Origin of the sequence: Amycolatopsis sp. CB00013, from assembly GCF_001905755.1 — a bacterium.
Taxonomy (GTDB): Bacteria; Actinomycetota; Actinomycetes; order Mycobacteriales; family Pseudonocardiaceae; genus Amycolatopsis; species Amycolatopsis japonica.
The window spans coordinates 31,717-54,436 of the sequence record NZ_LIWC01000002.1 but is presented as its reverse complement, the minus strand read 5'-3'; the positions used below and the strand labels follow the sequence as shown (position 1 = coordinate 54,436).

Below are 22,720 nucleotides of genomic sequence, written 5' to 3'. Positions count from 1 at the left end.
CGTCCTGGTCATGGGATCGCGTGAACATGCACGTACTTGACGTACGTGACGTACTTGGGCAGACTGGTTACGACTTATCGGGAGGCCCCTGTGTCCGCTCTGCACTACGACAGCTACACCGAAGCTCGCGCGCACCTGAAGGATCTGTTGGATGCCGCGGAAAAAGGCCGTGTCGCCACGGTTCGGCGTGACTCGGTCCAGGCTGCCGTCGTGGACGTCGAGCGTCTGCGCTACTTCCTCGCGTCGCTTCTGCCCGCGTCCGCCCAGGTCGTAGCCGAGGATGGCGGCTGGTCCGTGTTCATCCCGGGCTTGCCGGTTGCGGCGGACGGCGCTACTTTCGACGAGGCGCTGATCGAGATGGTCGACGCTTTGCGGGAGTACGCGGAAGACTGGCAGTCGCGGCTGCTGGACGCTCCGAACCACCGTGACAACTGGGGTCTGGTCCAGTTGATCAGCCTGAGCGACGACGATCAGCTTCGTGATTGGCTGGCAGGTACCGCGCGGTGAACTGGCCACAACCCACGCGCAAAGACCACGAATCGTTCTGTCAGATCGAGGAGTGGCGCCGGGTTCGCGACGCCCGCGGCCGGACGGGCACGCATCACGTCACCTACGAACTCGGCCTCGTGGACGGCCGTATCCTGCGGACCCGGATCTCGCATCCGGTGGACCGGACCGGGTACGGCAAGAGCATCTGGAAGCACATCCTTCGCGACCAGCTCGACGTCGACGAGCCGTGCTTCTGGTCGTGCGTGCAGGACGGCGTCAAACCGGACCGCGGGCTTCCCGTGCCGCAGGCCGAAGCCCTCCCTGCCGATCTTGTGCACCTGCTGCTTTCTCGGGTCGGCCTCGCTGAGGCCGATGTGGCGGCCATGACCAAGACCGAGGCCATTGCGAGGCTTCAGCAGTTCTGGACCGAGAACAGCTGACTTGCGGTTAGGCGTACATCGCCAGCCAGATCGCGATGTAGTGCGAAACCGCGGCCAGAACCGTGCAGGCGTGGAAGTACTCGTGGTACCCGAAGGTGTCCGGGAAGTGGTTCGGCCACTTCACCGCGTAGAACACCGCGCCCAGCGTGTAGAACAGGCCGCCGACGCAGAGCAGCACGAGCGCCGCGACGCCGGCGTGCGTGGCCAGTTCGGGCAGGACGAAGACCGCGACCCAGCCCAGCGCGATGTAGATCGGCACGCCCAGCCAGCGTGGCGCGTTCGGCCACAGCATCTTCAGGGTGACGCCGCCGATCGCGCCGCCCCACACGATCGCGAGCACGATGTACCCGGTCGGCTGGGACATGGCCAGAAGGGTGAACGGCGTGTAGGTGCCGGCGATGAACAGGAAGATCATCGAATGGTCGGCGCGCTTCATCCATTCGTATGCTCGTGGGCTCCACAAGCGACGGTGGTACAGCGCGCTGACGCCGAAGACGCCGAGGACGGTCAGGCCGTAGACCGAAGTGGACAAAGCGGCGATACCAGACACAGTGGACGCCGCGAGGCTGATGAGGGTCGCGGCTCCGGCGACAGCGCCGAAGAAGGACCAGAAGTGGATGTGCCCACGCAATCGAGGACGCGTGTCCACCACGGGCGCGGGGCCGGACGGCTGGGGTTCGGTCGCTACGCTCACTCACTCAGGTTACGGCACCGTAGGTTTTTCGCCAGTCTCCGTGGCGCGTCCCACTGGGGCCCGCGGGGTGACTAGTCTCCACTGGCGTGAGTCTTCGGTCCTTCTTGTCAGACGTCGTGTACAGCGCCTACGGCAGGCGCTTGATCCAGCAGGCCAAGGGGCGCCATCCACGCCACATCGCCATCATGCTGGACGGCAACCGCCGCTGGGCGCGCGAAGCGGGCTTCACGGACGTCGCCGACGGCCACCGGGCCGGCGCCAAGAAGATCGCCGATTTCCTGAGCTGGTGCAACGAGGCCGACGTCGAGGTCGTCACGATGTGGCTGCTTTCGACGGACAACCTCGGGCGGGCGGCCGAGGAACTCAGTCCGCTGCTGAAGATCATCACCGACGTCACCGACGAACTCGCCGCGCCGCACACGCCCTGGCGGCTCCGCATCGTAGGAGCCCTTGACTTACTGCCGCCTGAGGTCGCGAAGGCCCTCAGCGCGGCCGCGGAGCGCACTGAAGGGCGCTCCGGGATGGAGGTCAACGTCGCGGTCGGTTACGGAGGACGTCAGGAGATCGCCGACGCGGTCCGCAAACTCCTGCTCCAGCACGCCGACGAGGGCACCTCGATCCGCGAGCTCGCCAAGATCCTGGACGTCGACCATATTTCCGAACACATGTACACCTCAGGTCAGCCCGATCCGGATCTGATTATCCGCACCTCGGGTGAGCAGCGGCTTTCCGGATTCCTGCTCTGGCAATCGGCGCATTCGGAATTCTGGTTCACCGAAGCGTATTGGCCCGCATTCCGGCGCGTCGATTTTCTCCGCGCGATGCGCGATTACGCGTGGCGGCACCGGCGCTTCGGTTCCTGACCGGTGACATGACGAAGGCCCCGGCGTGCACTCCGGGGCCTTCGACGTCGTCACTGAAGATCAGTGGTGGTGGTGCTCCAGCGAGTGGGCGATCAGCGCCGGGGTGAGCGCGACGCCCGTGTAGGCACCGGCGACCAGCGAAGCGGCACCGTAGCCCAGCGCGCCGCCGCCCTCGATGAACGTGTTGTAGGCGTCGCCGAACGTGGGGTCCGGGGTGCCGGAGGTGTCACCAGTGGCGGCGAACGCGGTCCCGCCGACCATCATGATGCCCGCGGCGACGGCGGAAACGAAACCAGCCTTCTTCAGCACTTCGCACACTCCTTGGTAGAGATATTCAGGGATCGGGGGCACCGAAATCCGGTGGGGGTGTCCCGCAGTGAGAAAATTACTCGCTATTCAGGAGTTGTGACCGTCGCGTAAGCCCATTGTGTGAGCCCGAAAAGGCGCGTTTCACTCGGTCCGGTTCTCTGTCTCGGGCACAAAATGCGACCGGCTACCAAGCGTGGTAGAACCCTCGATCCCATCAGGTGAACGCCCTGCGTCGCGTTAATCCATCCGGGTCGCATCGACGAGCGTCCCTGAATGGAGATCATCACTACGGACCGTGACGGTGACCAGGTGTTGATGTCACGCGACCGACAGTGAGATGACGGTTTGGCGAATCACCGTGGTGGCTGCCTGCGCGATCGGCCGGACGCAGGTACCTTCCGGAAGTGAGGGTTCGCGTCCCATGCGGACTCTCGCGGGAGGCCCTGGTCGTGGCGGTTGTCGACAGGGCGGCACAGCCGCCCAGTGGATGCACGAGGGGGCCGGCACCCGGCCCTCGCGGCCGTGCCGACTGACGTCGGAAGACGTCGGAAGGAGCGGTTAGCCAGGGAGGTGCCCGGCCCAGCGAGTGCGGGCGTGGTGCCACGCCCACGAGGGAGATGCCGTCGTGACTGCGCAGCGTTCACCCCGCAAGGCCTCTGGCCGTTCTTCGACCGGTGCCTCTGGCCCGGAGAAAGCCTCGATCTCGCCCGAATCCCAGCGGTCCACTTACGTGCTCGACACGTCGGTCCTGCTCTCTGACCCCTGGTCGGTGACCCGTTTCGCCGAACACGCGGTCGTGCTCCCGCTGGTCGTCATCAGTGAACTGGAGGCGAAACGTCACCATCCCGAACTGGGGTGGTTCGCGCGCGAAGCGCTCCGCATGCTCGACGACCTGCGTCGTCAGCACGGCAGGCTCGACGCGCCGATCCCGATCGGAGAGCACGGCGGCACCCTGCAGGTGGAGTTGAACCACTCCGATCCCACGGTGCTCCCGGTCGGCTTCCGCACCGACTCCAACGACCACCGCATCCTCGCCTGTGCGCTCAATCTGGCGGCGGAACGCGCGTCGGTCACGCTGGTGACCAAGGACATCCCCCTGCGCGTCAAGGCGGGAGCCGTCGGCCTCGAAGCCGACGAGTACCGCGCGCAGGAGGTGACGCCCTCGGGCTGGACGGGGATGGCGGACGTGGACGTCCCGCAGACCCTCATCGACGGGCTGTTCAGCGGCTCTTCGGTGGATCCGGCGGAATTCGGGATGCCCGAGGTCGGTGAACTGCCCTGCCACACCGGGTTGAGGCTGCTCGCGGGCAGTTCGAGCGCGTTGGGCCGGGTCACCGCGGACAAGCGGATCCGGCTCGTGCGCGGTGACAAGGAGGCGTTCGGGCTGCACGGCCGCTCGGCCGAACAGCGGGTCGCGCTGGATCTCCTGCTGGACTCCGACGTCGGCATCGTCTCGCTGGGCGGACGGGCCGGGACGGGTAAGTCGGCGCTCGCGCTCTGCGCGGGGCTGGAATCGGTGATGGAACGCCGCCAGCACCGCAAGGTGGTCGTGTTCCGGCCGGTTTACGCGGTCGGCGGCCAGGAACTGGGCTACCTGCCCGGTTCCGAGAGCGAGAAGATGCAGCCGTGGGCGCAGGCGGTGTTCGACACCCTCGGCGGGCTGGTCAGCCAGGACGTCCTCGACGAGGTCTTCGACCGAGGCATGCTCGAGGTGCTCCCGCTGACCCATATCCGCGGCCGGTCGCTGCACGACACGTTCGTCATCGTCGACGAGGCGCAGTCCTTGGAGCGCAACGTGCTCCTGACCGTGCTTTCGCGGCTGGGCACGGCCTCGCGGGTCGTGCTCACGCATGACGTCGCGCAGCGCGACAACCTGCGGGTCGGGCGGCACGACGGCGTGTCGGCGGTGATCGAGAAACTCAAGGGTCACCCGCTGTTCGCGCATGTCACGCTGACCCGTTCCGAGCGTTCGCCGATCGCGGCGCTCGTCACCGAGATGCTGGAGGACCACGGCTGACCGAATCCGGGGGAGTCCTCTCAGGACAGTCCTAAGAGGACTCCCCCGGGTGTCACCAGCCTGACGGCAGCGGGCGTCCTTCCGCGAAGCCCGCGGCGGACTGGATCCCGAGCAGTGCGCGCTCGTGGAACTCCTCCAGCGTCCGGGCGCCCGCGTACGTGCAGGCCGAACGGACACCGGAGCCGATCGAGTCGAGCAGGTCCTCGACGCCGGGGCGAGCCGGGTCCAAGGCCATCCGCGACGCCGAGATGCCCTCTTCGAACAGGCCCTTCTTGGCGCGTTCGAAGACGTTGTCCGTACGCGTGCGGGCACCGACGGCGCGCTTCGACGCCATGCCGAACGACTCCTTGTACGGCTTGCCCTGCTCGTCGTAGCGCAGGTCGCCCGGGGATTCGTGGGTGCCGGCGAACCACGAGCCGACCATCGCCGCCGACGCGCCGGCGGCCAGCGCGAGCGCGACGTCGCGCGGATGCCGCACGCCGCCGTCCGCCCAGACGTGCTTGCCCAGTTCACGAGCCGCGGCCGCGCATTCGGCGACGGCGGAGAACTGCGGGCGCCCGACGCCGGTCATCATCCGGGTCGTGCACATGGCGCCGGGGCCGACACCGACCTTGACGACGTCCGCTCCCGCGTGGATCAGGTCGCGCGTGCCCTCCGCGGTGACCACGTTCCCGGCGACCACCGGGACCCGCGGGTTCACCGACCGGACGGCCTTGAGCGCGGAGATCATCTTCTCCTGGTGGCCGTGCGCGGTGTCGACCACGAGCACGTCGACGCCCGCCGCGAGGACGGCTTCGGCCTTCGCCGCGACGTCGCCGTTCACGCCGATCGCGGCGGCGACACGCAGGTTGCCGCCGTCGTCGACGGCCGGGGTGTAGATCTCCGCGCGCAGTGCCGCGATCTCGGTCAGGACGCCCGCGAGCCTGCCGTTCTCGTCGATGCCGAGCGCGAGGCGGCCGCCGTGGTCGTGCAGCCGCTCGAACACCTCGCGCGGCGGAGTGTCCAGCGGGACCGTGACGACCGCGGGCTCCGCGACGTCGGCCAGCCGCGCGAAGCGGTCTACGCCGGCGCAAGCCGCTTCGTCGACGACGCCGACGGGCTTGCCGTCCTCGTCCACCACGACGACGGCGCCGTGGGCCCGTTTGCCGACCAGGTTCAGCGCGTCGGCCACCGCGTCGCCGCCGGTCAGCACGAGCGGGGTGTCCCACACGGTGTGACGGCTCTTGACCCAGGTGACGATGTCGGCGACCGCGGCCACGTCGACGTCCTGCGGGAGGACGACGAGCCCGCCGCGCCTGGCGACCGTTTCGGCCATCCGGCGGCCCGCGACGGCGGTCATGTTGGCGACCACGATCGGGATCGTCGCGCCGGTGCCGTCCACAGTGGACAGGTCGACGTCGAAGCGGGACTCCACGTCCGACCGGTTCGGCAGGAGGAACACGTCGTCGTAGGTCAGGTCGTGAGCGGGCCGATGCCCGTCGAGAAAGCGCACGAGGCCCCAGGATACCCGCGTGGGACAATGGCGGCATGACGGACCGGGACCGTGACGAAGCCGGACGAGCCCGCAACGCGCGCCCGCGAGACGGTCTCGGCAGGCCGCTCCCGTATGGCGCCGACGGTGTCGAACGGCAGCCCGAGGGCATCGAACGCAGCCCCGAGGACACCATCTCCGAGGCTCAGCGCCTGCTCGACGCGGGCCGCCCGTTCCACGCGCACGAGGTGTTCGAGGACGCGTGGAAATCCACCGACGGCCCGGAGCGGGAGCTGTGGCGCGGCCTGGCGCAGCTTGCCGTCGGCCTGACCCACGTGGCCAGGGGGAACGGCAACGGCGCGGCCTCGCTGCTGGAGCGTGGCGCGGACAACATCGAGCCGTTCCGTGAGGCCGGGCCGCACGGGATCGACATCACGGGGCTGCAGGCTTGGGCGCGGTCGATGGCTGAAGAAGTGAAGGTGCGGGCTCGGGTGGAGCCGGTCGCGCCTCGCCTACTGGGCCAGTAGGCCGAACCCGAGCGGTACAGCTCGATCAGCAGCGGCCGCAGCTCCAGTCCCGCCGGGGTGAGCCGGTAGCTGGTCCGGCTCGGGAAGCCCGGCAGCTCTTCGCGCACGGCGAGGCGTCGCGCGGTCAGGTCGCTGAAGGACCTGGGTCCGCCCATCAGCTCTCGCAGCACCAGCGTCGTCCAGCGGCCCGAGATCGCGGCGAGCGCGACCTCGACGGGCAGTCCGGCTCCGGCCGCCGGGTGCGGCCGCGGGCGTCCGGGCCGCCTTCAACGCCGGATCCGCCGAAATCCTCGACACGGTCTACGAACCGGAAGCCGTGTTCGTCCGCCGGGACGGTGTGCGGGTGAGCGGCGCGGAACGCCGGGCCGCGAACGCCGGGATCCTCGCGCTGGGGCGGCCGATCGAGGTGACGCCGCGCCAGGTGCACGTCGCCGGTGACCTGGCCCTCCTGATCGTCGACTGGAGCATCGAAGGGCACCTCGCCGCGACGGCGACCGACGTCGCGAAGCGCGGCGAGGACGGGCTCTGGCGCTACGTGATCGACAACCCCTTCGGTATCGACGCGCCTTGAGTACTCGACATACCGCGAGTATGTTACTTCGAGTAGGGATACTGATCAGTAGGTAACGGCGGGAGAAAGCGCGATGAGCGAGCCCAAGGAACTGCTGGCCGAACCGCTGAAACTGCGATGCGGCGCGACCCTGCCGAACCGGCTGGCCAAGGCCGCGCTCAGCGAGCAGCTCGGCGACCGCCGCAACCGGCCGACGGCCGAACTGGCCGAGCTGTACCGGACGTGGTCCCGTGGCGGCGCCGGGACGCTGATCACCGGCAACGTCATGGTCGATCCGACCGCGCTCGGCGAACCGCGCAACGTCGCGGTGCCGCGGGAGCCGGACGCGACCGAGTTCAAGCCGTGGGCGCGGTCGGTCGACGGGACCGAGACCCGGTTGTGGGCCCAGCTCAACCACCCTGGCAGGCAGAGTCCACGTTTCCTGTCCCGTCAGCCGGTCGCGCCGTCGGCGGTGCCGTTCGGCGACCGTGGCATCCGTTCGGTCTTCGCGACGCCGCGCGCGCTCACCGTCGCCGAGATCGAGGCGATCATCGATCGGTTCGGGGTGGCCGCGCGGACCGTCGTCGACGCCGGGTTCGCCGGTGTCCAGATCCACGGCGCGCACGGCTACCTCGTGTCGCAGTTCCTTTCCCCGCTGACCAACCAGCGCACCGACGGCTGGGGCGGCGACGCGCTCCGGCGGCGCCGCTTCCTGCTCGAAGTCGTCGCCCGGGTGCGTGCCGAGGTCGGCGACGCCGTGCCGATCGCGGTCAAGCTCAACAGCGCGGACTTCCAGCGTGGCGGTTTCAGCGAGGAGGACTCGCTCGAAGTCGTCCGCGAACTGGGTGAAGCGGGCATCGACCTGCTGGAAGTCTCCGGCGGGACCTACGAGAAGGCCGCCATGATGGGCTCGGCCAAGGCGAGCACCCTCAGCCGCGAGGCCTACTTCCTCGACTACGCCGCGAAGGCGCGGCAGGTCACCGACGTCGCGCTGATGGTCACCGGCGGCTTCACCAGCCCGGAGGGCATGGCGGAGGCGCTGCGTTCCGGGGCGCTGGACGTCATCGGCCTCGGCAGGCCGCTGATCGTCGACCCGGCGCTGCCCGGACGGCTGCTCGGTGGCGAGGAAGTCCGTGCCCAGCGCACGGCGCCGAAGACCGGCATCCGGCTGGCCGACAGCCTGCTCGAGATCCAGTGGCACACCCAGCAGATGCACCGGGTGGCCGCCGGGAAACCGGTGGACCGGCGGCTCGGGGCGGTGCGGACGCTAGTACGTGCCGGCGTCGCGGATCCGCTCAACGCTTTCCGCCGGGTCCGGGGCTAAGTAGTCGTCAACTTCGTCTCGACGGCTGAAGGTGCGGTCGAAGCCGACCGCGGCCGCCGCGAGACCGATGAACAGCACACCGATCAGCACACAGTTGAACGCGACACCGCCGTAGCCGTTGATGCCCGGGTCGACGAACGGGTACGGGTAGAACCCGATGATGGCGCCGCGCACCAGCGTGACGGCGAGCCAGGCCAGCGGGTACAGCAGCGACCACCACAGGACCCGCCACGACAGCTGGCCGCGCGGCCCGAACAGCAGCCAGCCCGCGACGCACATCAACGGCGACACCTTGTGCAGCATCGTGTCGGCGAACACCGCCCAGCCGTGCAGTTCGTAGAGATCGGCGAGCGCGACCTGGAAGACGACACCGGTCACGGTGATGCCGACCAACCCGGTGAGCCGCAGTACGCCGAACAACGTCGACCGGCCCGCGACACCGAGCGCGAGCAGCAGGCTGCCGACGCCGACCAGGATGTTCGAGTCGATGGTGAAGAACGCGAGCAGGTTGGCCACCCGGCCGGCCGGGGTGTGGAAGGTGCCGCCGGTGGTGCCCGCGGAGACCGGGATCTGCGCGGCGAGACCGGCGATCACCACCAGTGCCGTCAGGCCGAACCAGGCACGCGCGATCTTGGAAGCCTGCATTCGCCCACTTTATGGGTGATCGGGTGGCGACGTCCCGTCACCACCGCACGCCGCCACTCGATCGGGGGCGGGACGCCGCCGGGTCTTCCCGCCCACCGGGTCATATCGTGGGAATCGATGGACGTCGAGCGGAGGCCCGGACGCCGCGGCCGGGTCGCGCGGGGTCCGGCGGAGGACAGCGGACCCGTCGCCGGGTTCGCGCGACGGCTGTGGGAACTGAAACGGGCCGCCGGTGACCCTTCCTACGACCGGATGCGTGACGAGTACGGCGCGCTCGCGTCGAAATCGGCGCTTTCGGCCGCGGCCCGCGGGGAGCGGCTGCCCAGCTGGGAGACGTCTTGGGAGTTCGTTCGCGTGCTGGCCGTCGGCGTGCTCGGCGGCGACGAGGACGAGGTCCGCCACGAATGGCGCGGCGAGTGGGAACGCGCGCGGGACGCGCTGACTGCCGGCGCCGTGCCGGAACCCGTGCCCGAGCCCACGCCGGAGCGGTCACGGCGGACGGCGTTCGTCCTCGCCGGTGCCGTGGCGCTCGTGCTCGTCGCGGCGCTGGTGTTCGTCTTCGCCGCCCCGTTCGGTTCCGAGCCCGCCGCGCCGTCCGGTGACGCGTCCGAATTCGTCGCCGACGTGACCGTGCCCGACGGCAGCGAGGTCGCGGCCGGATCGGTCTTCGTGAAGACCTGGGAGTTCCGCAACGCGGGAACGGTCGGATGGGTCGGCCGCTATCTGGTCCGCGCCGGATCGTTCGGGAATCCGGGCGAATGCGCCACACCCGAGCGCGTCCCCGTCCCGCAGACCGCCCCCGGCGAGCATGTCCGCGTCTCCGTCGAGGTGCGCGCGCCCGACCGCCCCGGGCATTGCCAGGTGTACTGGAAGATGGCCGACGAACAGGGCCACATCCTGCTGCCGAACACCCGCGCCGTGTTCTTCTCGGTTCGCGTCATTTGACTTTCCGGGCCGATGGCCAAAGCGCTGACCTGCGCGGACATTGTTCGTTCGGCCATGGCCATTCCGCGGTCGTGAATCGCTTCCGGAGTGGCTTCGGCGGCCTTTAACGTCATCGGCGTCCGGGAATTCCGGACGGGGATTTTCCGAAACACTCTCACATTATTTGCGGAAAGGGAATCCATGCGTCCGTACGTCAAGGTCGCCGCATTGGCCGGGGCCGCGCTCACCATGGCGCTCCTGCCGGTCACCGCCGCACAAGCGGCTCCGGCGCCCGCTTCGGGCAGTGATCCGATCATCACCTGCGAATCCGGCTATCACGGCTGGATGCGCCGGGCCGGGAAGGACGCGATCTGCCTCAAGCCGGGCACGCGCACTTGGGACGTCAAGGTGTTCGAATGCGCCGGGGATCTGACGGTGCATTTCAAGAACGGCGAGAAGGCTTACTGCGGGGGAAACATGAAGATCGGCCTCGACCTGGCCGTCCAGTCCAATGTCGTCAAGACCGTTGTGGGGAACCGATGAAGAAGAAACTGCTCGCCGTCGTCCCGGTCGCGCTGGCCGGCACCCTGCTGATGGCACCGTCCGCTTCGGCGGCGTCGAAGGTCTGTGAGGGCGGACCGCTGATGGGCGGGAAGACGAAGGTCGTCGAGGTGAGCGCGGGGCAGAGCATCGACATCACCGTGCACAACCACGACTACCGGGGAATGCTCGTCCAGATCATCGACGACACCTTCGACAAGGGCCTCTGGAGCGGGGCCATCGCGCCGGGCAAGGAGCGCACCGTCAAGCACGGCGTGCTCGGGGAGCCGCCGGTCTATCACAAGATCCGCTTCGAGGTGACTTCCAACCTTTCGAACAACTACACCTACAAGATCTCCTCGGATCGCTGCTACTGACGCGTTTCGTCCTCTGGATGCGGTCGTTGCACGCGCAAGGATCGCATTCAGAGGACGAAATGCGGGGAGGGGTCAGGGCTTGAGGAGGCCGCGCACGGTGTCGATGGTGTCGGCGTCCGCGGCCTCCTTGTCCGGCCGGTAGCGCACGACGCGCGCGAAGCGCAGCGCCAGCCCGCCCGGATACCGCGTGCTCACCTGAGCCGCGTCGAGTTCGATTTCGACGACGAGCTCCGGCCGCACGTGGACCGCCCAGTCCGTGCGGTGGGTCTCGATCTCCTGGAACGTCTTCGTCTGCCAGGCCAGCAGCTCGTCGGTCATACCCTTGAACGTCTTGCCGACCATGATCGGCGGGCCGCCGTCGGGGTCGCGGGCGCCGAGATGCAGATTCGACAGCGTGCCGGTGCGCCTGCCGTGCCCCCATTCGGCGGCGAGCACGATCAGGTCGATCGTGTGCACCGGTTTCACCTTGAGCCAAGCGCGGCCCCGGCGCCCCGCCGCGTACGGCGAAGTGAGGTCCTTGACCATCACGCCTTCGTGCCCGGCGGCCATCGCCGCTTCCAGCACTCCCTCCGCCGAGGCGGGGCTGACCTCGCCCGGGATGACGTGCTCGCCCGCGACGCGGCGCAGGGCGGCGTTCCGTTCGGAGAGCGGCGCGTCCAGCAGGTCGACGCCGTCGAGGTGCAGGCAGTCGAAGAAGTACGGCCGCAGCAACAGCGCCTTGACCTGCTCCTCGCGGCTGCTGCCGAACCTGCTCAGCGTCTGCTGGAACGGCCTGGGCCTGCCGTCGTCGGTCAGGGCCAGGGTCTCGCCGTCGAGCACCACCGACGTGCACGGCAGGGAACGCACCAGATCCACCAGCTCTTCGACGGTGCCGGTGATCTCGCGCAGCGTCCGCGTGTAGATGTGCACCTCGTCGCCTTCGCGGTGGACCTGGATCCGCGCGCCGTCCATCTTGTACTCGACGAGCGCCTCGGCATGTTCGGTGATCGCCTCGTCGAGCGACTCCGCCGGGGAGGCCAGCATCGGCCGGATCGGCCTGCCCAGCGCCAGTTTGAACTCCGCCAGCCGCTCGCGGCCGCCCGTCATCGCGGCCAGGCCCGTCACCGGGAGCTGTCCGGACAGCATGAACGCCCGCCGGACGTCCTCGACCGGGATCTCGGACGCCGCCGCGATGGCGTCCACCATGATCCCTTCGAGGGCGCCCTGCCGGAGCTCGCCGCTGATCAGCCGGAACAGGAACTCCTGCTCCTCCTTGGTCATCTTGACGAGCAAGGTCCGCAGTGTCTCCGCGCGCAGCTTCACCGACCCCGAACCCGACACCGCTCCCACCGTGTCGAAGGCCGTGTCGACCTCGGACACGGTCAACGACGGCTCGGCGGCCGGGGCCGCGTCCACGGCGGCCAGCGTCCGCCAACCGGTGCCGATGCGGCCCTGGGGCAGCTGCCCGGTGAGGAACGCGATGACCGCGGGAAGCTCCAGCTCGCCCGCGGCGCGCAGCACCGCGGCCAGGGTGGCGATCTTCGCCTTCCTGGACCTCGTGGCGGCGATTTCGGCCGACGCGGTGACCACCTCGGTGAGCAACATGGATCCATCATGGACCCGGACACCGACAGTTTCGCCTTCAAGCGTGCGCGGGATCGGCGACCCAGCTGGCGAGCAGGCGCAGCGCGCGTTCGCTGTCGGAGCCGGGCTCGGCGGTGTAGATCACCAGGGCCTGGTCGGGATCGTCGGGCAGGCGCAGCGTCTCGTAACGCAGCCGCAGCTCACCCACGATCGGGTTGATCATCACTTTCCACGCGTGCGCCTTCTCGCGCACGGTCTGCTTCGCCCACAGCTTCCGGAAGTCCTCGCTGCCGAGGGAGAGCTCACCGACCAGCTGGGCGAGATACGGGTCGTCCGGATACCGCCCGCTCTCGGAGCGCAGGTTCGCGACGATCTCCTTCGCCACGGTTTCCCACTCGGGATGCAGCTCGCGGGCGTACTCGTCGAGGAAGAACATCTTCGGGATGTTGCGCTCGCCCGCCGGCCGCGAAGCGAAATCGAAGGACAGAGCGGCGCCGAGCGGGTTCCAGGCCAGCACGTCGCCGTAGCGGCCGTAGACGAGCGCGGGGGATTGGAGGGCGTTCAGCATCGTCTGCAGTTCCGGCCGGAGCCGCTGTGCCCGTGGCCGCGCGATGCGTTTGCGTTTCGGGGTGGCCAGATTGCGCAGGTAGGTGTCTTCGTCGCGGTGCAGCCGCAGCGCGCGGCTCAGCGAATCGAGGACGGAATCGGACACGTTGCGCGCCCGGCCCTGCTCCAGGCGCGTGTAGTAGTCGACGCTGATCCCGGCCAGCTGCGCCAGCTCCTCACGCCGCAGCCCCGCCACCCGCCGCTGGTTGAACCCCGTCGGCAGGCCGAGGTCCGCCGGGTCCAGCGCGGCCCTGCGTGCCTTGAGGAATTCGCCCAGTCCGGCCGTCTCGGTCATGTCTTCGAGTATCCCGGTCTCGTGGGGTGGGTGCCTGGCCCTGGCAGACCCAGGCTGGGCCCGACTTTTGGTCCAGTGCGATGGCGTCGATTTGGACCTTCGGGTTTGGGCCAAAGAGTCGCCATCGTGAAAGCCATGGACAACGACAGAAGAGCCGTGACGATCGGCGTACTGGGGGTGCTGATCGTCGGCGCGTCCGTGCCGGTGACGGGAATGCTCGACGGCTACCCCGTCATCACCGGACAGGCGCTGCGCTACGCGCTGGCGGGAGTGCTCCTGCTGGCGTGGGCACGGCTGAGCGGACGCCCGTTGCCGTTGCCGGGCGCGCGCGACCTGCCATCGCTGATCGCCCTCGCGGCGACCGGGATGATCGGGTTCCAGGCGTGCCTGCTGTTCGCGCAGCGCTACGCCGAACCCGGTCTCGTCGCCGCCTTCCTCGGCGGCACACCGCTCGTGCTCGCGCTCGCCGGTCCGCTGGCGAAGGGGAAGCGACCGTCGTGGGCGCCGGTGACCGGGGCGGTACTCGCCGGGCTCGGGATCGCCGTGCTCTCCGGCGGCGGTGCGGCGCGCTGGCAAGGGCTGGTGCTCGCCGCGCTGGCCATGGTGTGCGAAGCACTCTTCACGCTGCTTGCCGTCGGCGTGCTCGAAAGGCTCGGGCCGTTGGCGACCGCGACCTGGGGGTGCTTCGCCGCGGGAGCCGGCGGCGCGGTCGTCGGGACGATCATCGACCCGTCCGGCGCCTGGGCGTGGCCGGACGGGCGTGAACTGATCGCGCTCGGCTACCTGACGGTCGTCGTCACCGCGATCGCTTTTCTTCTTTGGTACTCGGCGGTTTCCGTACTCGGCGCGGACCGGGCCGGGGTGCTGGTCGGGTTGATGCCGGTCTCCGGGCTCGCCGTTTCGCTCCTGCTGGGAATGCAGGACTTCCGCTTCTCGCAAGTAATCGGAGTGGTGCTCGTTTCGTCAGGCGTCGTGATCGGCCTGCGCCGTCGCAAGCTCGACGAGCCTGGCGCACTTGACGTCGAAATGCTTCACGACGTCGCCGCCGATGACCGCGACCATGACCGCGCGCATCGGCCCGCCGAGGGTGATCTCCTGGACGAACTCCGTCCCGCCGTCGACGGCGGTCAGCCGCAGCACGAGATCCATGGCACCGAAGGGAATCGGCTGGCGAAGGGCGATCTCGCGGTCCTGGATCAGGGACGTGATCGTGAACGGCTCGGCGACCCGTGAGTGCACGCGGCCGCGAAAGCCGTTCGGGACGAGGAAACCGGTCGTCCCCGTCGCGGCGGGGCCGTGCAGTTCGGCGGCGCTGAGGTCGGGATCCCAATCGGGCCAACGGCCGAAGTCGGCCAGCGAGGGCCAGAGCGCAGACGGCGGACAGGGAAGGATTTCGCGCGAGATTCTCGTCCAGGTCATACCCGGACGATATATGGAACTGTCAGTCTCGTAAACTGCGGTCATGGCGAGAGGCAGGCCGAGGGAAGAAGGAATCGACGACGCGGTCCGCGAGGCCGTGCGGGCGTTGCTGATCGAAACCGGTTACCAGCGCTGCACGATCGACGCGGTCGCGGCGCGCGCGGGCGTCGGCAAGGCCGCGGTGTACCGGCGATGGCGGTCGAAGGCGGAGCTCGTGTTCGCCGCGGTGATCCATCCGGTCGAGCTCGAACCGCCGTCGGACACCGGCTCGCTGCGGGGCGACGTGGCGGCGGTCCTCGAAGTGATCCAGTCCTCTTTGGACGGTGTGGAACTGCGGCAGGCGTTGCCGTCGCTGCTCGCCGACGTCCGGGCGGATCCGGCGCTGGAGGCCCGGTTCGGCGAGGTCTTCCTCGGCCGCGAACGCGGCTATCTGGTCCAGATGCTGGATCGGGCCGTCGCGAGAGGGGAACTCCCACGACGGCCCGATCCGGCTCTCGTGCACGCGATCCTGCTCGGTCCGGTGTTGACCTGGCTGCACCTGTTCACCGAGACACCGCCTTCGGGTGGGCTGGCGGCTTCGCTCGCCTCACCGCTTCACGCGGCTGTGGTCGCTCTCGGCGCTTAGCGGCCTCCGCGCGCCATACGGAGGACGTCGAGAGCCTCGTCCAGTTGCGCTTCGGTGAGCTTGCCGTTCGCGAGGTGCCCGCGTTCGATCACGACCTCGCGGATCGTCTTCAGCTCCTTGAGCGCCTGCTTCGCGATCGCGGCGGCCTCTTCGTAGCCGATGTACTTGTTCAGCGGCGTGACGATCGACGGCGAACCCTCGGCGTACTCGCGCGCGCGGTCGGTGTTCACGGTCACGCCCGCGAACACCTTGTCCGCCAGCAGCCGCGAGACCGCGGCGAGCAGCCGCGCCGATTCGAGCACGTTGCGCGCGATCACCGGCAGGTTCACGTTGAGCTGGAAGTTGCCCGCCGCGCCCGCGAACGCGACCGCCGCGTCGTTCCCGATCACCTGGGCGACCACCTGCAGCGTCGCCTCCGGGATCACCGGGTTCACCTTGCCCGGCATGATCGACGAACCCGGCTGCAGATCCGGCAGCGCCAGTTCGGCGAGCCCGGTGCGCGGGCCGGACCCCAGCCAACGGAGGTCGTTCGCGATCTTGTTCAGCGACACCGCGACCGTGCGCAGATGCCCGGACGTCTCGACGACGCTGTCCTGCGTCGCCTGCGCCTCGAAGTGGTCGCGCGCCTCGGTCAGCGGAAGGCCGGTCACCGATGCCAGCTCCTGCGAGACCGCCGAGCCGAAGCCCTCGGGCGCGTTCAGCCCGGAGCCGACCGCGGTCCCGCCGATCGGCAGTTCGCCGAGCCGTGGCAGGCCCGACTTCAGCCGTTCGACCCCGAACCGGACCTGCGACGCCCAGGCGCCCGCTTCCTGGCCGAAGGTGATCGGCACGGCGTCCATCAGGTGCGTGCGGCCGGACTTCACGATGTCCGCCCATTCGCCTGCGCGCGTCTCGATGGCGGCGGCCAGGTACTCCAGAGCAGGGATCACATCGGAGAGCACTGCTTCCGTCGCGGCGACGTGGATCGTCGTCGGGAAGGTGTCGTTCGACGACTGCGAAGCGTTGACGTGGTCGTTCGGGTGCACGTCGCGGCCCAGCGCCTTCGACGCCAGCGTCGCGATGACCTCGTTGGCGTTCATGTTCGACGAAGTCCCGGAACCGGTCTGGAACACGTCGATCGGGAAGTGCGCGTCGTGCTCGCCCTCGGCGACCTCGTCCGCGGCCTTCGCGATGGCCTCGGCGACCTCGGCGTCCAGCACGCCGAGCCGCGCGTTGACCCGCGCCGCGGCGGCCTTCAGCAGGCCGAGCGCGCGGATCTGGGCGCGCTCCAGGCCACGGCCGGAGATCGGGAAGTTCTCGACGGCGCGCTGCGTCTGCGCGCGGTAGAGGGCGTCGACGGGGACGCGCACCTCGCCCATGGTGTCGTGTTCGATCCGGTATTCCTGTTCAGCCATACCCCAAGTCTCGCGCAGCGTCTCCCGGCGCGCTCCGTGTCTTTCGGCACGCGAGGGCTAGGATCGAATTGTGTTCTCGATCACGCCGCCCACCACCGGCCGGGAGAGTGCCGAATGAGCGAGTCCGCTGGGGAAACGTCGTACGACCTCGTCATCATCGGGGCGGGTCCGACGGGTCTTTTCGCCGCCTACTACGCGGGATTCCGCGGCCTTTCGATGGCCGTCGTGGATTCACTGCCGGAAGCGGGCGGTCAGGTCACCGCGATGTACCCCGAAAAGATGATCTACGACGTCGGCGGGTTCGCCGAGGTCCGCGGCCGCGATCTGGTCCGGGGCCTGCTCGACCAGGCGGCGCCGTTCAAACCCGTGTACCTGCTCGGACGCAAGGCCGAGAAACTCGAAAGCGTCGAAGGCGGCGTCACCATCACCCTCGACGGCGGGCAGGTCCTGCGCGCCGGCGCGGTGCTGATCACCGCCGGAATCGGCGAGTTCACGCCGAGGCCGCTGCCCGCGGGCGACGGCTGGCTCGGCCGCGGCATGGTCCATTTCGTGCCGTCGTTGAAGGCGCACGAAGGGCAGCACGTGGTCGTCGTCGGCGGCGGGGACTCGGCGTTCGACTGGGTGCTCGCGCTGCATCCGGTCGCCGCGAGCGTCACTCTCGTGCACCGCCGCGCGAAGTTCCGCGCGGCCGAGTCGATCGTGCGGCAGGCGCGCGAACTCGGCGTGCGGATCGTCACCGACGCCGAAGTCACCCGGTTCCTCGATCGCGACGGCACGCTGGCCGAGGTCGAGATCCGGCTCAAGGGCGCCGAGCCCGAGGTGCTGCGCGCGGACACGGTGGTCGCCGCGCTCGGGTTCACCGCGGATCTCGGGCCGATCGAAAGCTGGGGACTCCAGATCGACCACCGCGCTATCGCCGTCGACTCGACCATGGCGACCCCGCGGGAGCGGGTGTACGCGGCGGGCGACGTCGCGGCGTACCCGGGGAAGGTGAAGCTGATCGCGACCGGGTTCGGGGAAGCGGCGACGGCGGTGAACAACATCGCGGTCGCTTTGAATCCGGAGGCGCATCTGTTCCCCGGTCACTCCAGCAACGCCGAGTAGCGCGTGCAAGGAAAAGACCTTTCCTTGCGAAATTTGCAAGGAAAGGTCCTTTCATTGCACGTCAAGCGGGCGGAGCGGGCGTAGGCGGCGTGATCTTCTCCGCGATCCACTGCGCGTACGCCACCACCGAGGTCGCGATCGACGGCGAGGTCGCGCACACCGGATCCGCGTTGCCTGGGCGGCTGATCGTGCCCAGCAGCACCCACTTCTCGTCGACCTTGGCGATCTCCGGGCCACCGGAATCGCCGTAGCACGAACCCGTGTTCCCGCCGGGGTTGTCGGTGCACAGTTCGACCGCCCCGTCGAACTTGGCGGTGCATCGCGTGCCTTCGACGATCTTCGTGTCCAGTTGCTGCAGCTTCGCCGGACCCTTGCCGCAGCCCGAAGTCGGGCATGTCTGGCCCCAGCCGAGCAGCCGTGTCGCCGTCCCGGGCGCCACGACGGCCCCGATCGCGATCGGCGCCGTCTTCACCGGGGCGGCCAGCCGCACCAGCGCGAGATCGCCGCCCGCGTGCTCGGGTTCGGGGTTGTAGGACGGATTCACCACGATCTCGGCGAGTTTCGCGATCTCGCCGCCTTGGGTGTTGTCGTTGCTGCCGATCCGCGCGCCCAGATTCGCCGCGTTCTTGCCCTCGACGCAGTGTCCCGCGGTCACGAGCCAGTCCGCCGCGATCAGCGTCCCGGCGCAGAAAGCCTTGCCGGAGGCCGAATGCAGCGAAACGATGAACGGGTAGGGCTCGTCGGCCTCTCTGCCGCCGACGAGGTCGCCCGCGCCCGTGGCTTGCCCGACCGGCGTGAGGACCATCGCCGCGAGCAGGACCACGAGCACGCGCTTGAGCACGGTTTCTCCTTAGGGGAGCGGGGGAACGACGTCGGCTTCCAGAGTGTCGTCGAGGTGGCCGTCGAAGTTGACGGACGAGTACGAGCGGAGCTTGGTCAGCCGGTGGTAGCCGTCGATCATCCGGACCGTGCCGGACTTCGACCGCATCACGATCGACTGGGTCGTGGCGCCGCCCGCGCGGTAGTGCACGCCGCGCAGCAGGTCGCCGTCGGTGACGCCGGTGGCGCAGAAGAACACGTTGTCGCCGCGGACGAGGTCGTCGTTGCCGAGCACGCGGTCGAGGTCGTGGCCCGCGGCCAGCGCCTTCTCGCGCTCCGCGTCGTCCTTCGGCCACAGCCGGCCCTGCAGTTCGCCGCCGAGGCACTTCATCGCGCAGGCCGCGATGATGCCTTCGGGGGTGCCGCCGATGCCGAGCAGCATGTCGACGCCGGTGCTCGGCCGGGCCGCGGCGATCGCGCCCGCGACGTCGCCGTCGGAGATGAACCGGATCCGGGCGCCCGCCTCACGGACCTCCTTGATCAGCTGCTCGTGGCGCGGCCGGTCGAGGATGCACACGGTGACGTCGGAGACGCTGGAGTTCTTGGCCTTCGCGACCCGGCGGATGTTCTCCGCGATCGGGGCGGCCAGGTCGACCTTGCCCGCGGCGTCCGGGCCGACGGCGAGTTTCTCCATGTAGAACACCGCGGACGGGTCGAACATCGCGCCGCGTTCGGCGACCGCGAGCACGGCCAGCGCGTTCGGCATGCCCTTGGCCATCAGGGTCGTCCCGTCGACCGGGTCGACCGCGACGTCGCAGTCCGGTCCGTCGCCGTTGCCGACCTCTTCCCCGTTGAACAGCATCGGGGCTTCGTCCTTCTCACCCTCGCCGATGACGACGACACCGCGCATCGACACGGTCGAGACCAGTTGGCGCATCGCGTCCACGGCGGCACCGTCCCCGCCGATCTTGTCCCCGCGGCCCACCCAGCGGCCCGCGGCCATCGCGGCGGCTTCGGTCACGCGGACCAGTTCCATCGCGAGGTTGCGATCGGGGGCTTCAGGACGTCGCGAAGAGCTGGCGGACGAGGTGGGGGTGGGCATGCGGCCTCCCGGGTCAGGAACTCGGCGGGGTCCCAGTCTCTCAGATACCCACGGTGGTTCGGTGGCGCAGGAGCATGGTGAACGTCACTGACCGTCGCCGGCCTCGTCCTCGACGGACGACAGCGCGGCCTCGATCCGCTCGCGCGCGCCCTCGAGGTGGTGCTCGCAGACCTTCGCCAGCTGCTCGCCCTTCTCCCACAGGGCGAGCGACTGTTCCAGGGACAGCCCGCCCGCTTCGAGTTCGCGGACGACCTCGACCAGCTTGTCGCGGGCCTGCTCGTAGCCGAGTTCGGCGGTCTCGCTCACGCTGTGCTTCCTTCTACCGGACGTCGGTGCTTGCCGATACCCGCGCACACTACCGCGCCGGCCATGGCGTTGTCGTAACCCACGAAGGCGAGAGCGAACTCCTGGCCGTCACCCTCCGCGATCGCGGCGACGAGGTTCTCCTGCGCCCGCGCGACCCGTTTGCGGTGCACGGAACCGTCCGCGAACCACCATCGGGTGCCGACGTGCTCGGCCGTCGCTTCGGAGAGTTTCCGCAGCTGGGCGTCGAGACCCCGTTTGATGGCGAAGTCGCATCCGGCCAGCAGTACGGTCCAGCACTCGGCGGCCGCGCGGTCGGTCAGCAGCGCGTTGCGCAGGACCTCGGGGGCGTCGGCCCGTCTCGCGGCGTCGATGGTCAAAGGCAGGAAACTAGCCGTCAACGCCCCTCCTCCGGCTCTCCTGAGACGACGGCGCCGAGCGCGCCGTCGACCACGCGGACGCGCAGTTTCGCGCCGTCCACGACCTCGGAGACGGACCGGAGTACCTGGAGGTTGCCTTCGGAATCGGTGTACTGCACCACGGCGTAGCCGCGTTCGAGGGTCGCCGCCGGGCCGAGCGCGGTCAGCCGCGCGCGGGCGCTGGCGATCTCGGCCTGGTCCTTCGCGAGCAGCGTGAGCATCGCGCGGCGCCCGCGTTCGCGATGGATCTCGACGTCGTCGGAGCGCCGCTGGATCGGGCCCAGTGGATCGGCGAGCACGGGGCGGCTGCGCATCTGGTTCAGCAGCCTGACCTGCGTGTCCACCCAGCCGTGCAGGGCGCGGCGGCCGCGGTCGCGCATCTGGTGGACGCGCTGGGTCTCCTCGCGCACGTCGGGCACGATCCGCTTGCTGGCGTCGGTCGGCGTCGAGCAGCGGAGGTCGGCGACATGGTCGAGCAGCGGGGTGTCCGGCTCGTGCCCGATGGCGCTGACCACCGGCGTTCCGGCGGCGGACACGGCGCGGCACAGCGCTTCGTCGGAGAACGGCAACAGGTCTTCCACGCTGCCGCCGCCGCGCGCGATCACGATGACGTCGACGTCCGGGTCACGGTCCAATTTGGACAGTGCCTGGAGGATCTGCGGGACGGCCAGCGAACCCTGGACGGCGGTGTTGATCACCTTGAACGCGACATGCGGCCAGCGGGCCTGGGCGTTCACCAGGACGTCGCGCTCGGCGGCGGAGGCGCGTCCGGTGATCAGGCCGATTCCCTTGGGCAGGAACGGGATCTTGCGTTTGCGCTCCGGCGCGAACAGGCCCTCGGCGGCCAGCAGCCGTCGCAGCCGCTCGATCCGCGCGAGCAGCTCGCCGATGCCGACGGCGCGGATCTCGTTGGCGCGCAGGCTCAGCGAACCGCGGTTCATGAAGAACGTCGGCTTCGCGTGCACGACGACGCTCGCGCCTTCGCGCAGCGGCGGTTCGATCGTGCGCAACAGGCCCATCGGGCAGGTCACCGACATCGAGACGTCCGCGGACGGGTCGCGCAGGGTCAGGAACGCGGTGTTGGTGCCCTGGCGGGCCGAGATCTGCGTGACCTGACCCTCGACCCAGACCGCGCCGAGCCGGTTGATCCACTCGCCGACCTTGCGGGCGACCGTGCGGACCGGCCACGGGTTTTCGGCGGTGGTGGACGGGCCGGCCGCTGAGGTGGGTTCGGCGCTCACCGGCCTTCCGCGCCGTCGCCGTCGGCCTTCTTCACGTTCCCGATGCGCCGCGCGAGCATGCCGACAAACGACGCCCTGTCGGCGTTCGCCTTCTCGTAGGTCAGCAGCTCTTCCAGCTGAGCGAGGTCGAACCGGCGCAGACGGGCGCGCAGCTGCGGCAAGGTGAGCGTGTCGTAGTCGTCGAGCCCGGCCGGACCGGAGGTCACGGGCGCGCTCGCGCTGTCGAACTCGCCGTCGGGGTGCTCCTCGGCGAGCGCGCGCTCCTCCTCGGCCCACGGGTCTTCGGTGAGTGCTTCGAGGTCGTGGAGGTGGCCGTTGGTCTCGGCGCGCGGCTCGGGAACCTCGGCGTCCTCCCTCAGCGGGATGACGCACGAGTCGCGTTCGTACCGGCGTTCACCCAGGTCCGGCGGGAGGTCTTCGTCGAAGGTCGCCCAGCTGGGCGTGTCCTCGACCGGGCGAAGGCCTGACAGCGCGTCGTCGCCCTTGATGGCGAGCTCGGTGACGTGCTGCTGGACGCGCATGGAGAACTGGAGCACCTGGCTGACCACCGTGACGGGGAGCCCGGTGAGCTGCTTGGGAAGTTCGCGAACCCGCTCGGCGGTGGTGACGGCGAGGCCCGCGGCGACCCGGAGGGGGAGCGGGAGAGGCTTCATGCGTCTA

Annotated in this window: 26 protein-coding genes and 1 pseudogene; 13 read left to right on the top strand and 14 right to left on the bottom strand. The window is 69.4% G+C overall.

Translation table 11 applies throughout. From position 1 onward, the window contains the following. The first annotated feature begins 90 nt into the window (after positions 1 to 90). Positions 91 to 507, top strand: coding sequence for a prevent-host-death protein (locus tag AMK34_RS10100; protein ID WP_038508402.1), 417 nt, complete (start codon positions 91 to 93; stop codon positions 505 to 507). Beyond that, positions 504 to 929 (top strand): cytotoxic translational repressor of toxin-antitoxin stability system, encoded by a 426-nt coding sequence (locus AMK34_RS10095; RefSeq protein WP_073844809.1) that lies wholly within the window; start codon positions 504 to 506, stop codon positions 927 to 929. Before AMK34_RS10100 ends, AMK34_RS10095 begins: the two co-directional genes overlap by 4 nt. A 7-nt stretch (positions 930 to 936) precedes the next feature. On the opposite strand, the gene trhA is transcribed toward AMK34_RS10095, so the two are convergent. After that, entirely contained in the window at positions 937 to 1,578 is a 642-nt protein-coding gene (gene trhA, locus AMK34_RS10090; RefSeq protein ID WP_037342457.1) for a PAQR family membrane homeostasis protein TrhA, read from the bottom strand. A gap of 131 nt (positions 1,579 to 1,709) precedes the next feature. Here trhA and AMK34_RS10085 point away from each other — a divergent pair, with 131 nt between their 5' ends. Then, complete coding sequence (locus tag AMK34_RS10085) at positions 1,710 to 2,486, top strand: isoprenyl transferase (RefSeq protein WP_037306485.1); 777 nt, start codon at positions 1,710 to 1,712, stop codon at positions 2,484 to 2,486. A 60-nt stretch (positions 2,487 to 2,546) separates the two neighbouring features. Here the strand turns inward: AMK34_RS10085 and AMK34_RS10080 are convergent, their stop codons facing one another. Beyond that, positions 2,547 to 2,795 carry a hypothetical protein gene (locus AMK34_RS10080; protein WP_037340855.1) on the bottom strand — a complete coding sequence of 83 codons (249 nt, stop codon included), beginning with the start codon at positions 2,793 to 2,795 and terminating at the stop codon, positions 2,547 to 2,549. Positions 2,796 to 3,525: 730 nt separating this feature from the next. On the opposite strand from AMK34_RS10080, the gene AMK34_RS10075 reads away from it, so the two are divergent. Beyond that, positions 3,526 to 4,812, top strand: coding sequence for a PhoH family protein (locus AMK34_RS10075; RefSeq protein WP_143202492.1), 1,287 nt, complete (start codon positions 3,526 to 3,528; stop codon positions 4,810 to 4,812). Between the two features lie 52 nt (positions 4,813 to 4,864). On the opposite strand, the gene AMK34_RS10070 is transcribed toward AMK34_RS10075, so the two are convergent. Next, entirely contained in the window at positions 4,865 to 6,304 is a 1,440-nt protein-coding gene (locus tag AMK34_RS10070; protein ID WP_038508412.1) for a GuaB1 family IMP dehydrogenase-related protein, read from the bottom strand. Between the two features lie 35 nt (positions 6,305 to 6,339). On the opposite strand from AMK34_RS10070, the gene AMK34_RS10065 reads away from it, so the two are divergent. From AMK34_RS10065 to AMK34_RS10050, 3 genes are all read left to right on the top strand, one after another. Further along, positions 6,340 to 6,810: a DUF309 domain-containing protein gene (locus tag AMK34_RS10065; RefSeq protein ID WP_073844805.1), complete on the top strand. Its 471-nt coding sequence runs from the start codon at positions 6,340 to 6,342 to the stop codon at positions 6,808 to 6,810. Positions 6,811 to 7,096: 286 nt separating this feature from the next. Beyond that, complete coding sequence (locus tag AMK34_RS10055) at positions 7,097 to 7,381, top strand: YybH family protein (RefSeq protein WP_338020560.1); 285 nt, start codon at positions 7,097 to 7,099, stop codon at positions 7,379 to 7,381. A 73-nt stretch (positions 7,382 to 7,454) separates the two neighbouring features. Further along, on the top strand, positions 7,455 to 8,684 hold the full coding sequence (locus AMK34_RS10050; RefSeq protein WP_038508421.1) for an NADH:flavin oxidoreductase/NADH oxidase family protein: 1,230 nt from the start codon (positions 7,455 to 7,457) through the stop codon (positions 8,682 to 8,684). On the opposite strand, the gene AMK34_RS10045 is transcribed toward AMK34_RS10050, so the two are convergent. Continuing rightward, positions 8,628 to 9,329: a Pr6Pr family membrane protein gene (locus AMK34_RS10045; protein ID WP_073844803.1), complete on the bottom strand. Its 702-nt coding sequence runs from the start codon at positions 9,327 to 9,329 to the stop codon at positions 8,628 to 8,630. The genes AMK34_RS10050 and AMK34_RS10045 overlap by 57 nt on opposite strands. A 117-nt stretch (positions 9,330 to 9,446) precedes the next feature. Here AMK34_RS10045 and AMK34_RS10040 point away from each other — a divergent pair, with 117 nt between their 5' ends. The 3 genes from AMK34_RS10040 (at position 9,447) to AMK34_RS10030 (ending at position 11,170) form a co-directional block, all read left to right on the top strand. Next, on the top strand, positions 9,447 to 10,274 hold the full coding sequence (locus tag AMK34_RS10040) for an NBR1-Ig-like domain-containing protein (RefSeq protein ID WP_073844801.1): 828 nt from the start codon (positions 9,447 to 9,449) through the stop codon (positions 10,272 to 10,274). Between the two features lie 180 nt (positions 10,275 to 10,454). After that, on the top strand, positions 10,455 to 10,796 hold the full coding sequence (locus AMK34_RS10035; protein WP_073844800.1) for a hypothetical protein: 342 nt from the start codon (positions 10,455 to 10,457) through the stop codon (positions 10,794 to 10,796). Further along, positions 10,793 to 11,170, top strand: coding sequence for a hypothetical protein (locus tag AMK34_RS10030; RefSeq protein ID WP_038508432.1), 378 nt, complete (start codon positions 10,793 to 10,795; stop codon positions 11,168 to 11,170). The genes AMK34_RS10035 and AMK34_RS10030 overlap by 4 nt, the downstream gene beginning before the upstream one ends. 72 nt (positions 11,171 to 11,242) lie before the next feature. Here the strand turns inward: AMK34_RS10030 and AMK34_RS10025 are convergent, their stop codons facing one another. Both AMK34_RS10025 and AMK34_RS10020 read right to left on the bottom strand, forming a co-directional pair. After that, positions 11,243 to 12,754, bottom strand: a complete 1,512-nt coding sequence (locus AMK34_RS10025) for an ATP-dependent DNA ligase (protein WP_073844798.1) — start codon at positions 12,752 to 12,754, stop codon at positions 11,243 to 11,245. A gap of 37 nt (positions 12,755 to 12,791) precedes the next feature. Continuing rightward, positions 12,792 to 13,634 carry a helix-turn-helix domain-containing protein gene (locus AMK34_RS10020; protein ID WP_073844796.1) on the bottom strand — a complete coding sequence of 281 codons (843 nt, stop codon included), beginning with the start codon at positions 13,632 to 13,634 and terminating at the stop codon, positions 12,792 to 12,794. Between the two features lie 135 nt (positions 13,635 to 13,769). On the opposite strand from AMK34_RS10020, the pseudogene AMK34_RS10015 reads away from it, so the two are divergent. Beyond that, a pseudogene (locus tag AMK34_RS10015) lies at positions 13,770 to 14,600 on the top strand (DMT family transporter); the annotation flags it as partial. Here the strand turns inward: AMK34_RS10015 and AMK34_RS43935 are convergent. Next, positions 14,598 to 15,053 (bottom strand): SRPBCC family protein, encoded by a 456-nt coding sequence (locus AMK34_RS43935; protein WP_378412989.1) that lies wholly within the window; start codon positions 15,051 to 15,053, stop codon positions 14,598 to 14,600. The pseudogene AMK34_RS10015 and the gene AMK34_RS43935 sit on opposite strands and share 3 nt — an antisense overlap. A 43-nt stretch (positions 15,054 to 15,096) precedes the next feature. Here AMK34_RS43935 and AMK34_RS10010 point away from each other — a divergent pair, with 43 nt between their 5' ends. Next, entirely contained in the window at positions 15,097 to 15,678 is a 582-nt protein-coding gene (locus AMK34_RS10010) for a TetR/AcrR family transcriptional regulator (protein WP_073844794.1), read from the top strand. Here the strand turns inward: AMK34_RS10010 and AMK34_RS10005 are convergent. Next, a complete protein-coding gene (locus AMK34_RS10005) occupies positions 15,675 to 17,072 on the bottom strand; it encodes a class II fumarate hydratase (RefSeq protein WP_073844792.1) in 1,398 nt (465 codons plus the stop codon). The two genes, AMK34_RS10010 and AMK34_RS10005, sit on opposite strands and share 4 nt — an antisense overlap. A gap of 114 nt (positions 17,073 to 17,186) precedes the next feature. Here AMK34_RS10005 and AMK34_RS10000 point away from each other — a divergent pair, with 114 nt between their 5' ends. Continuing rightward, entirely contained in the window at positions 17,187 to 18,176 is a 990-nt protein-coding gene (locus tag AMK34_RS10000) for an NAD(P)/FAD-dependent oxidoreductase (RefSeq protein ID WP_073844790.1), read from the top strand. Between the two features lie 61 nt (positions 18,177 to 18,237). On the opposite strand, the gene AMK34_RS09995 is transcribed toward AMK34_RS10000, so the two are convergent. The 6 genes from AMK34_RS09995 to AMK34_RS09970 form a co-directional block, all read right to left on the bottom strand. Next, on the bottom strand, positions 18,238 to 19,017 hold the full coding sequence (locus tag AMK34_RS09995) for a S1 family peptidase (RefSeq protein ID WP_038508449.1): 780 nt from the start codon (positions 19,015 to 19,017) through the stop codon (positions 18,238 to 18,240). A gap of 9 nt (positions 19,018 to 19,026) precedes the next feature. Beyond that, the gene (gene glpX / locus AMK34_RS09990) at positions 19,027 to 20,097 is read right to left on the bottom strand and encodes a class II fructose-bisphosphatase (RefSeq protein ID WP_073844788.1); all 1,071 of its coding nucleotides are present in this window, start codon (positions 20,095 to 20,097) and stop codon (positions 19,027 to 19,029) included. 84 nt (positions 20,098 to 20,181) lie between these two features. Continuing rightward, positions 20,182 to 20,403, bottom strand: coding sequence for an exodeoxyribonuclease VII small subunit (locus AMK34_RS09985; protein WP_037340891.1), 222 nt, complete (start codon positions 20,401 to 20,403; stop codon positions 20,182 to 20,184). Beyond that, entirely contained in the window at positions 20,400 to 20,801 is a 402-nt protein-coding gene (locus AMK34_RS09980; RefSeq protein WP_038508451.1) for a hypothetical protein, read from the bottom strand. Before AMK34_RS09980 ends, AMK34_RS09985 begins: the two co-directional genes overlap by 4 nt. Next, the gene (gene xseA / locus AMK34_RS09975; protein WP_038508452.1) at positions 20,798 to 22,060 is read right to left on the bottom strand and encodes an exodeoxyribonuclease VII large subunit; all 1,263 of its coding nucleotides are present in this window, start codon (positions 22,058 to 22,060) and stop codon (positions 20,798 to 20,800) included. The genes AMK34_RS09980 and xseA overlap by 4 nt, the downstream gene beginning before the upstream one ends. Next, positions 22,057 to 22,713 (bottom strand): lipid droplet-associated protein, encoded by a 657-nt coding sequence (locus tag AMK34_RS09970; protein WP_073844786.1) that lies wholly within the window; start codon positions 22,711 to 22,713, stop codon positions 22,057 to 22,059. The genes xseA and AMK34_RS09970 overlap by 4 nt, the downstream gene beginning before the upstream one ends. Positions 22,714 to 22,720: the final 7 nt, after the last annotated feature.

Excerpts from the sequence above, each read along its gene's own strand:
- AMK34_RS10040 (WP_073844801.1), top strand. The coding sequence starts at position 9,447 with ATGGACGTCGAGCGGAGGCCCGGACGCCGCGGCCGGGTCGCGCGGGGT.
- AMK34_RS10050 (WP_038508421.1), top strand. The coding sequence starts at position 7,455 with ATGAGCGAGCCCAAGGAACTGCTGGCCGAACCGCTGAAACTGCGATGC.
- AMK34_RS43935 (WP_378412989.1), bottom strand. The coding sequence starts at position 15,053 with ATGACCTGGACGAGAATCTCGCGCGAAATCCTTCCCTGTCCGCCGTCT.
- AMK34_RS10045 (WP_073844803.1), bottom strand. The coding sequence starts at position 9,329 with ATGCAGGCTTCCAAGATCGCGCGTGCCTGGTTCGGCCTGACGGCACTG.
- AMK34_RS09970 (WP_073844786.1), bottom strand. The coding sequence starts at position 22,713 with ATGAAGCCTCTCCCGCTCCCCCTCCGGGTCGCCGCGGGCCTCGCCGTC.
- AMK34_RS10030 (WP_038508432.1), top strand. The coding sequence starts at position 10,793 with ATGAAGAAGAAACTGCTCGCCGTCGTCCCGGTCGCGCTGGCCGGCACC.
- AMK34_RS10005 (WP_073844792.1), bottom strand. The coding sequence starts at position 17,072 with ATGGCTGAACAGGAATACCGGATCGAACACGACACCATGGGCGAGGTG.
- AMK34_RS10010 (WP_073844794.1), top strand. The coding sequence starts at position 15,097 with ATGGCGAGAGGCAGGCCGAGGGAAGAAGGAATCGACGACGCGGTCCGC.
- glpX (WP_073844788.1), bottom strand. The coding sequence starts at position 20,097 with ATGCCCACCCCCACCTCGTCCGCCAGCTCTTCGCGACGTCCTGAAGCC.
- AMK34_RS10020 (WP_073844796.1), bottom strand. The coding sequence starts at position 13,634 with ATGACCGAGACGGCCGGACTGGGCGAATTCCTCAAGGCACGCAGGGCC.
- AMK34_RS10035 (WP_073844800.1), top strand. The coding sequence starts at position 10,455 with ATGCGTCCGTACGTCAAGGTCGCCGCATTGGCCGGGGCCGCGCTCACC.
- AMK34_RS10000 (WP_073844790.1), top strand. The coding sequence starts at position 17,187 with ATGAGCGAGTCCGCTGGGGAAACGTCGTACGACCTCGTCATCATCGGG.
- AMK34_RS10025 (WP_073844798.1), bottom strand. The coding sequence starts at position 12,754 with ATGTTGCTCACCGAGGTGGTCACCGCGTCGGCCGAAATCGCCGCCACG.
- AMK34_RS10065 (WP_073844805.1), top strand. The coding sequence starts at position 6,340 with ATGACGGACCGGGACCGTGACGAAGCCGGACGAGCCCGCAACGCGCGC.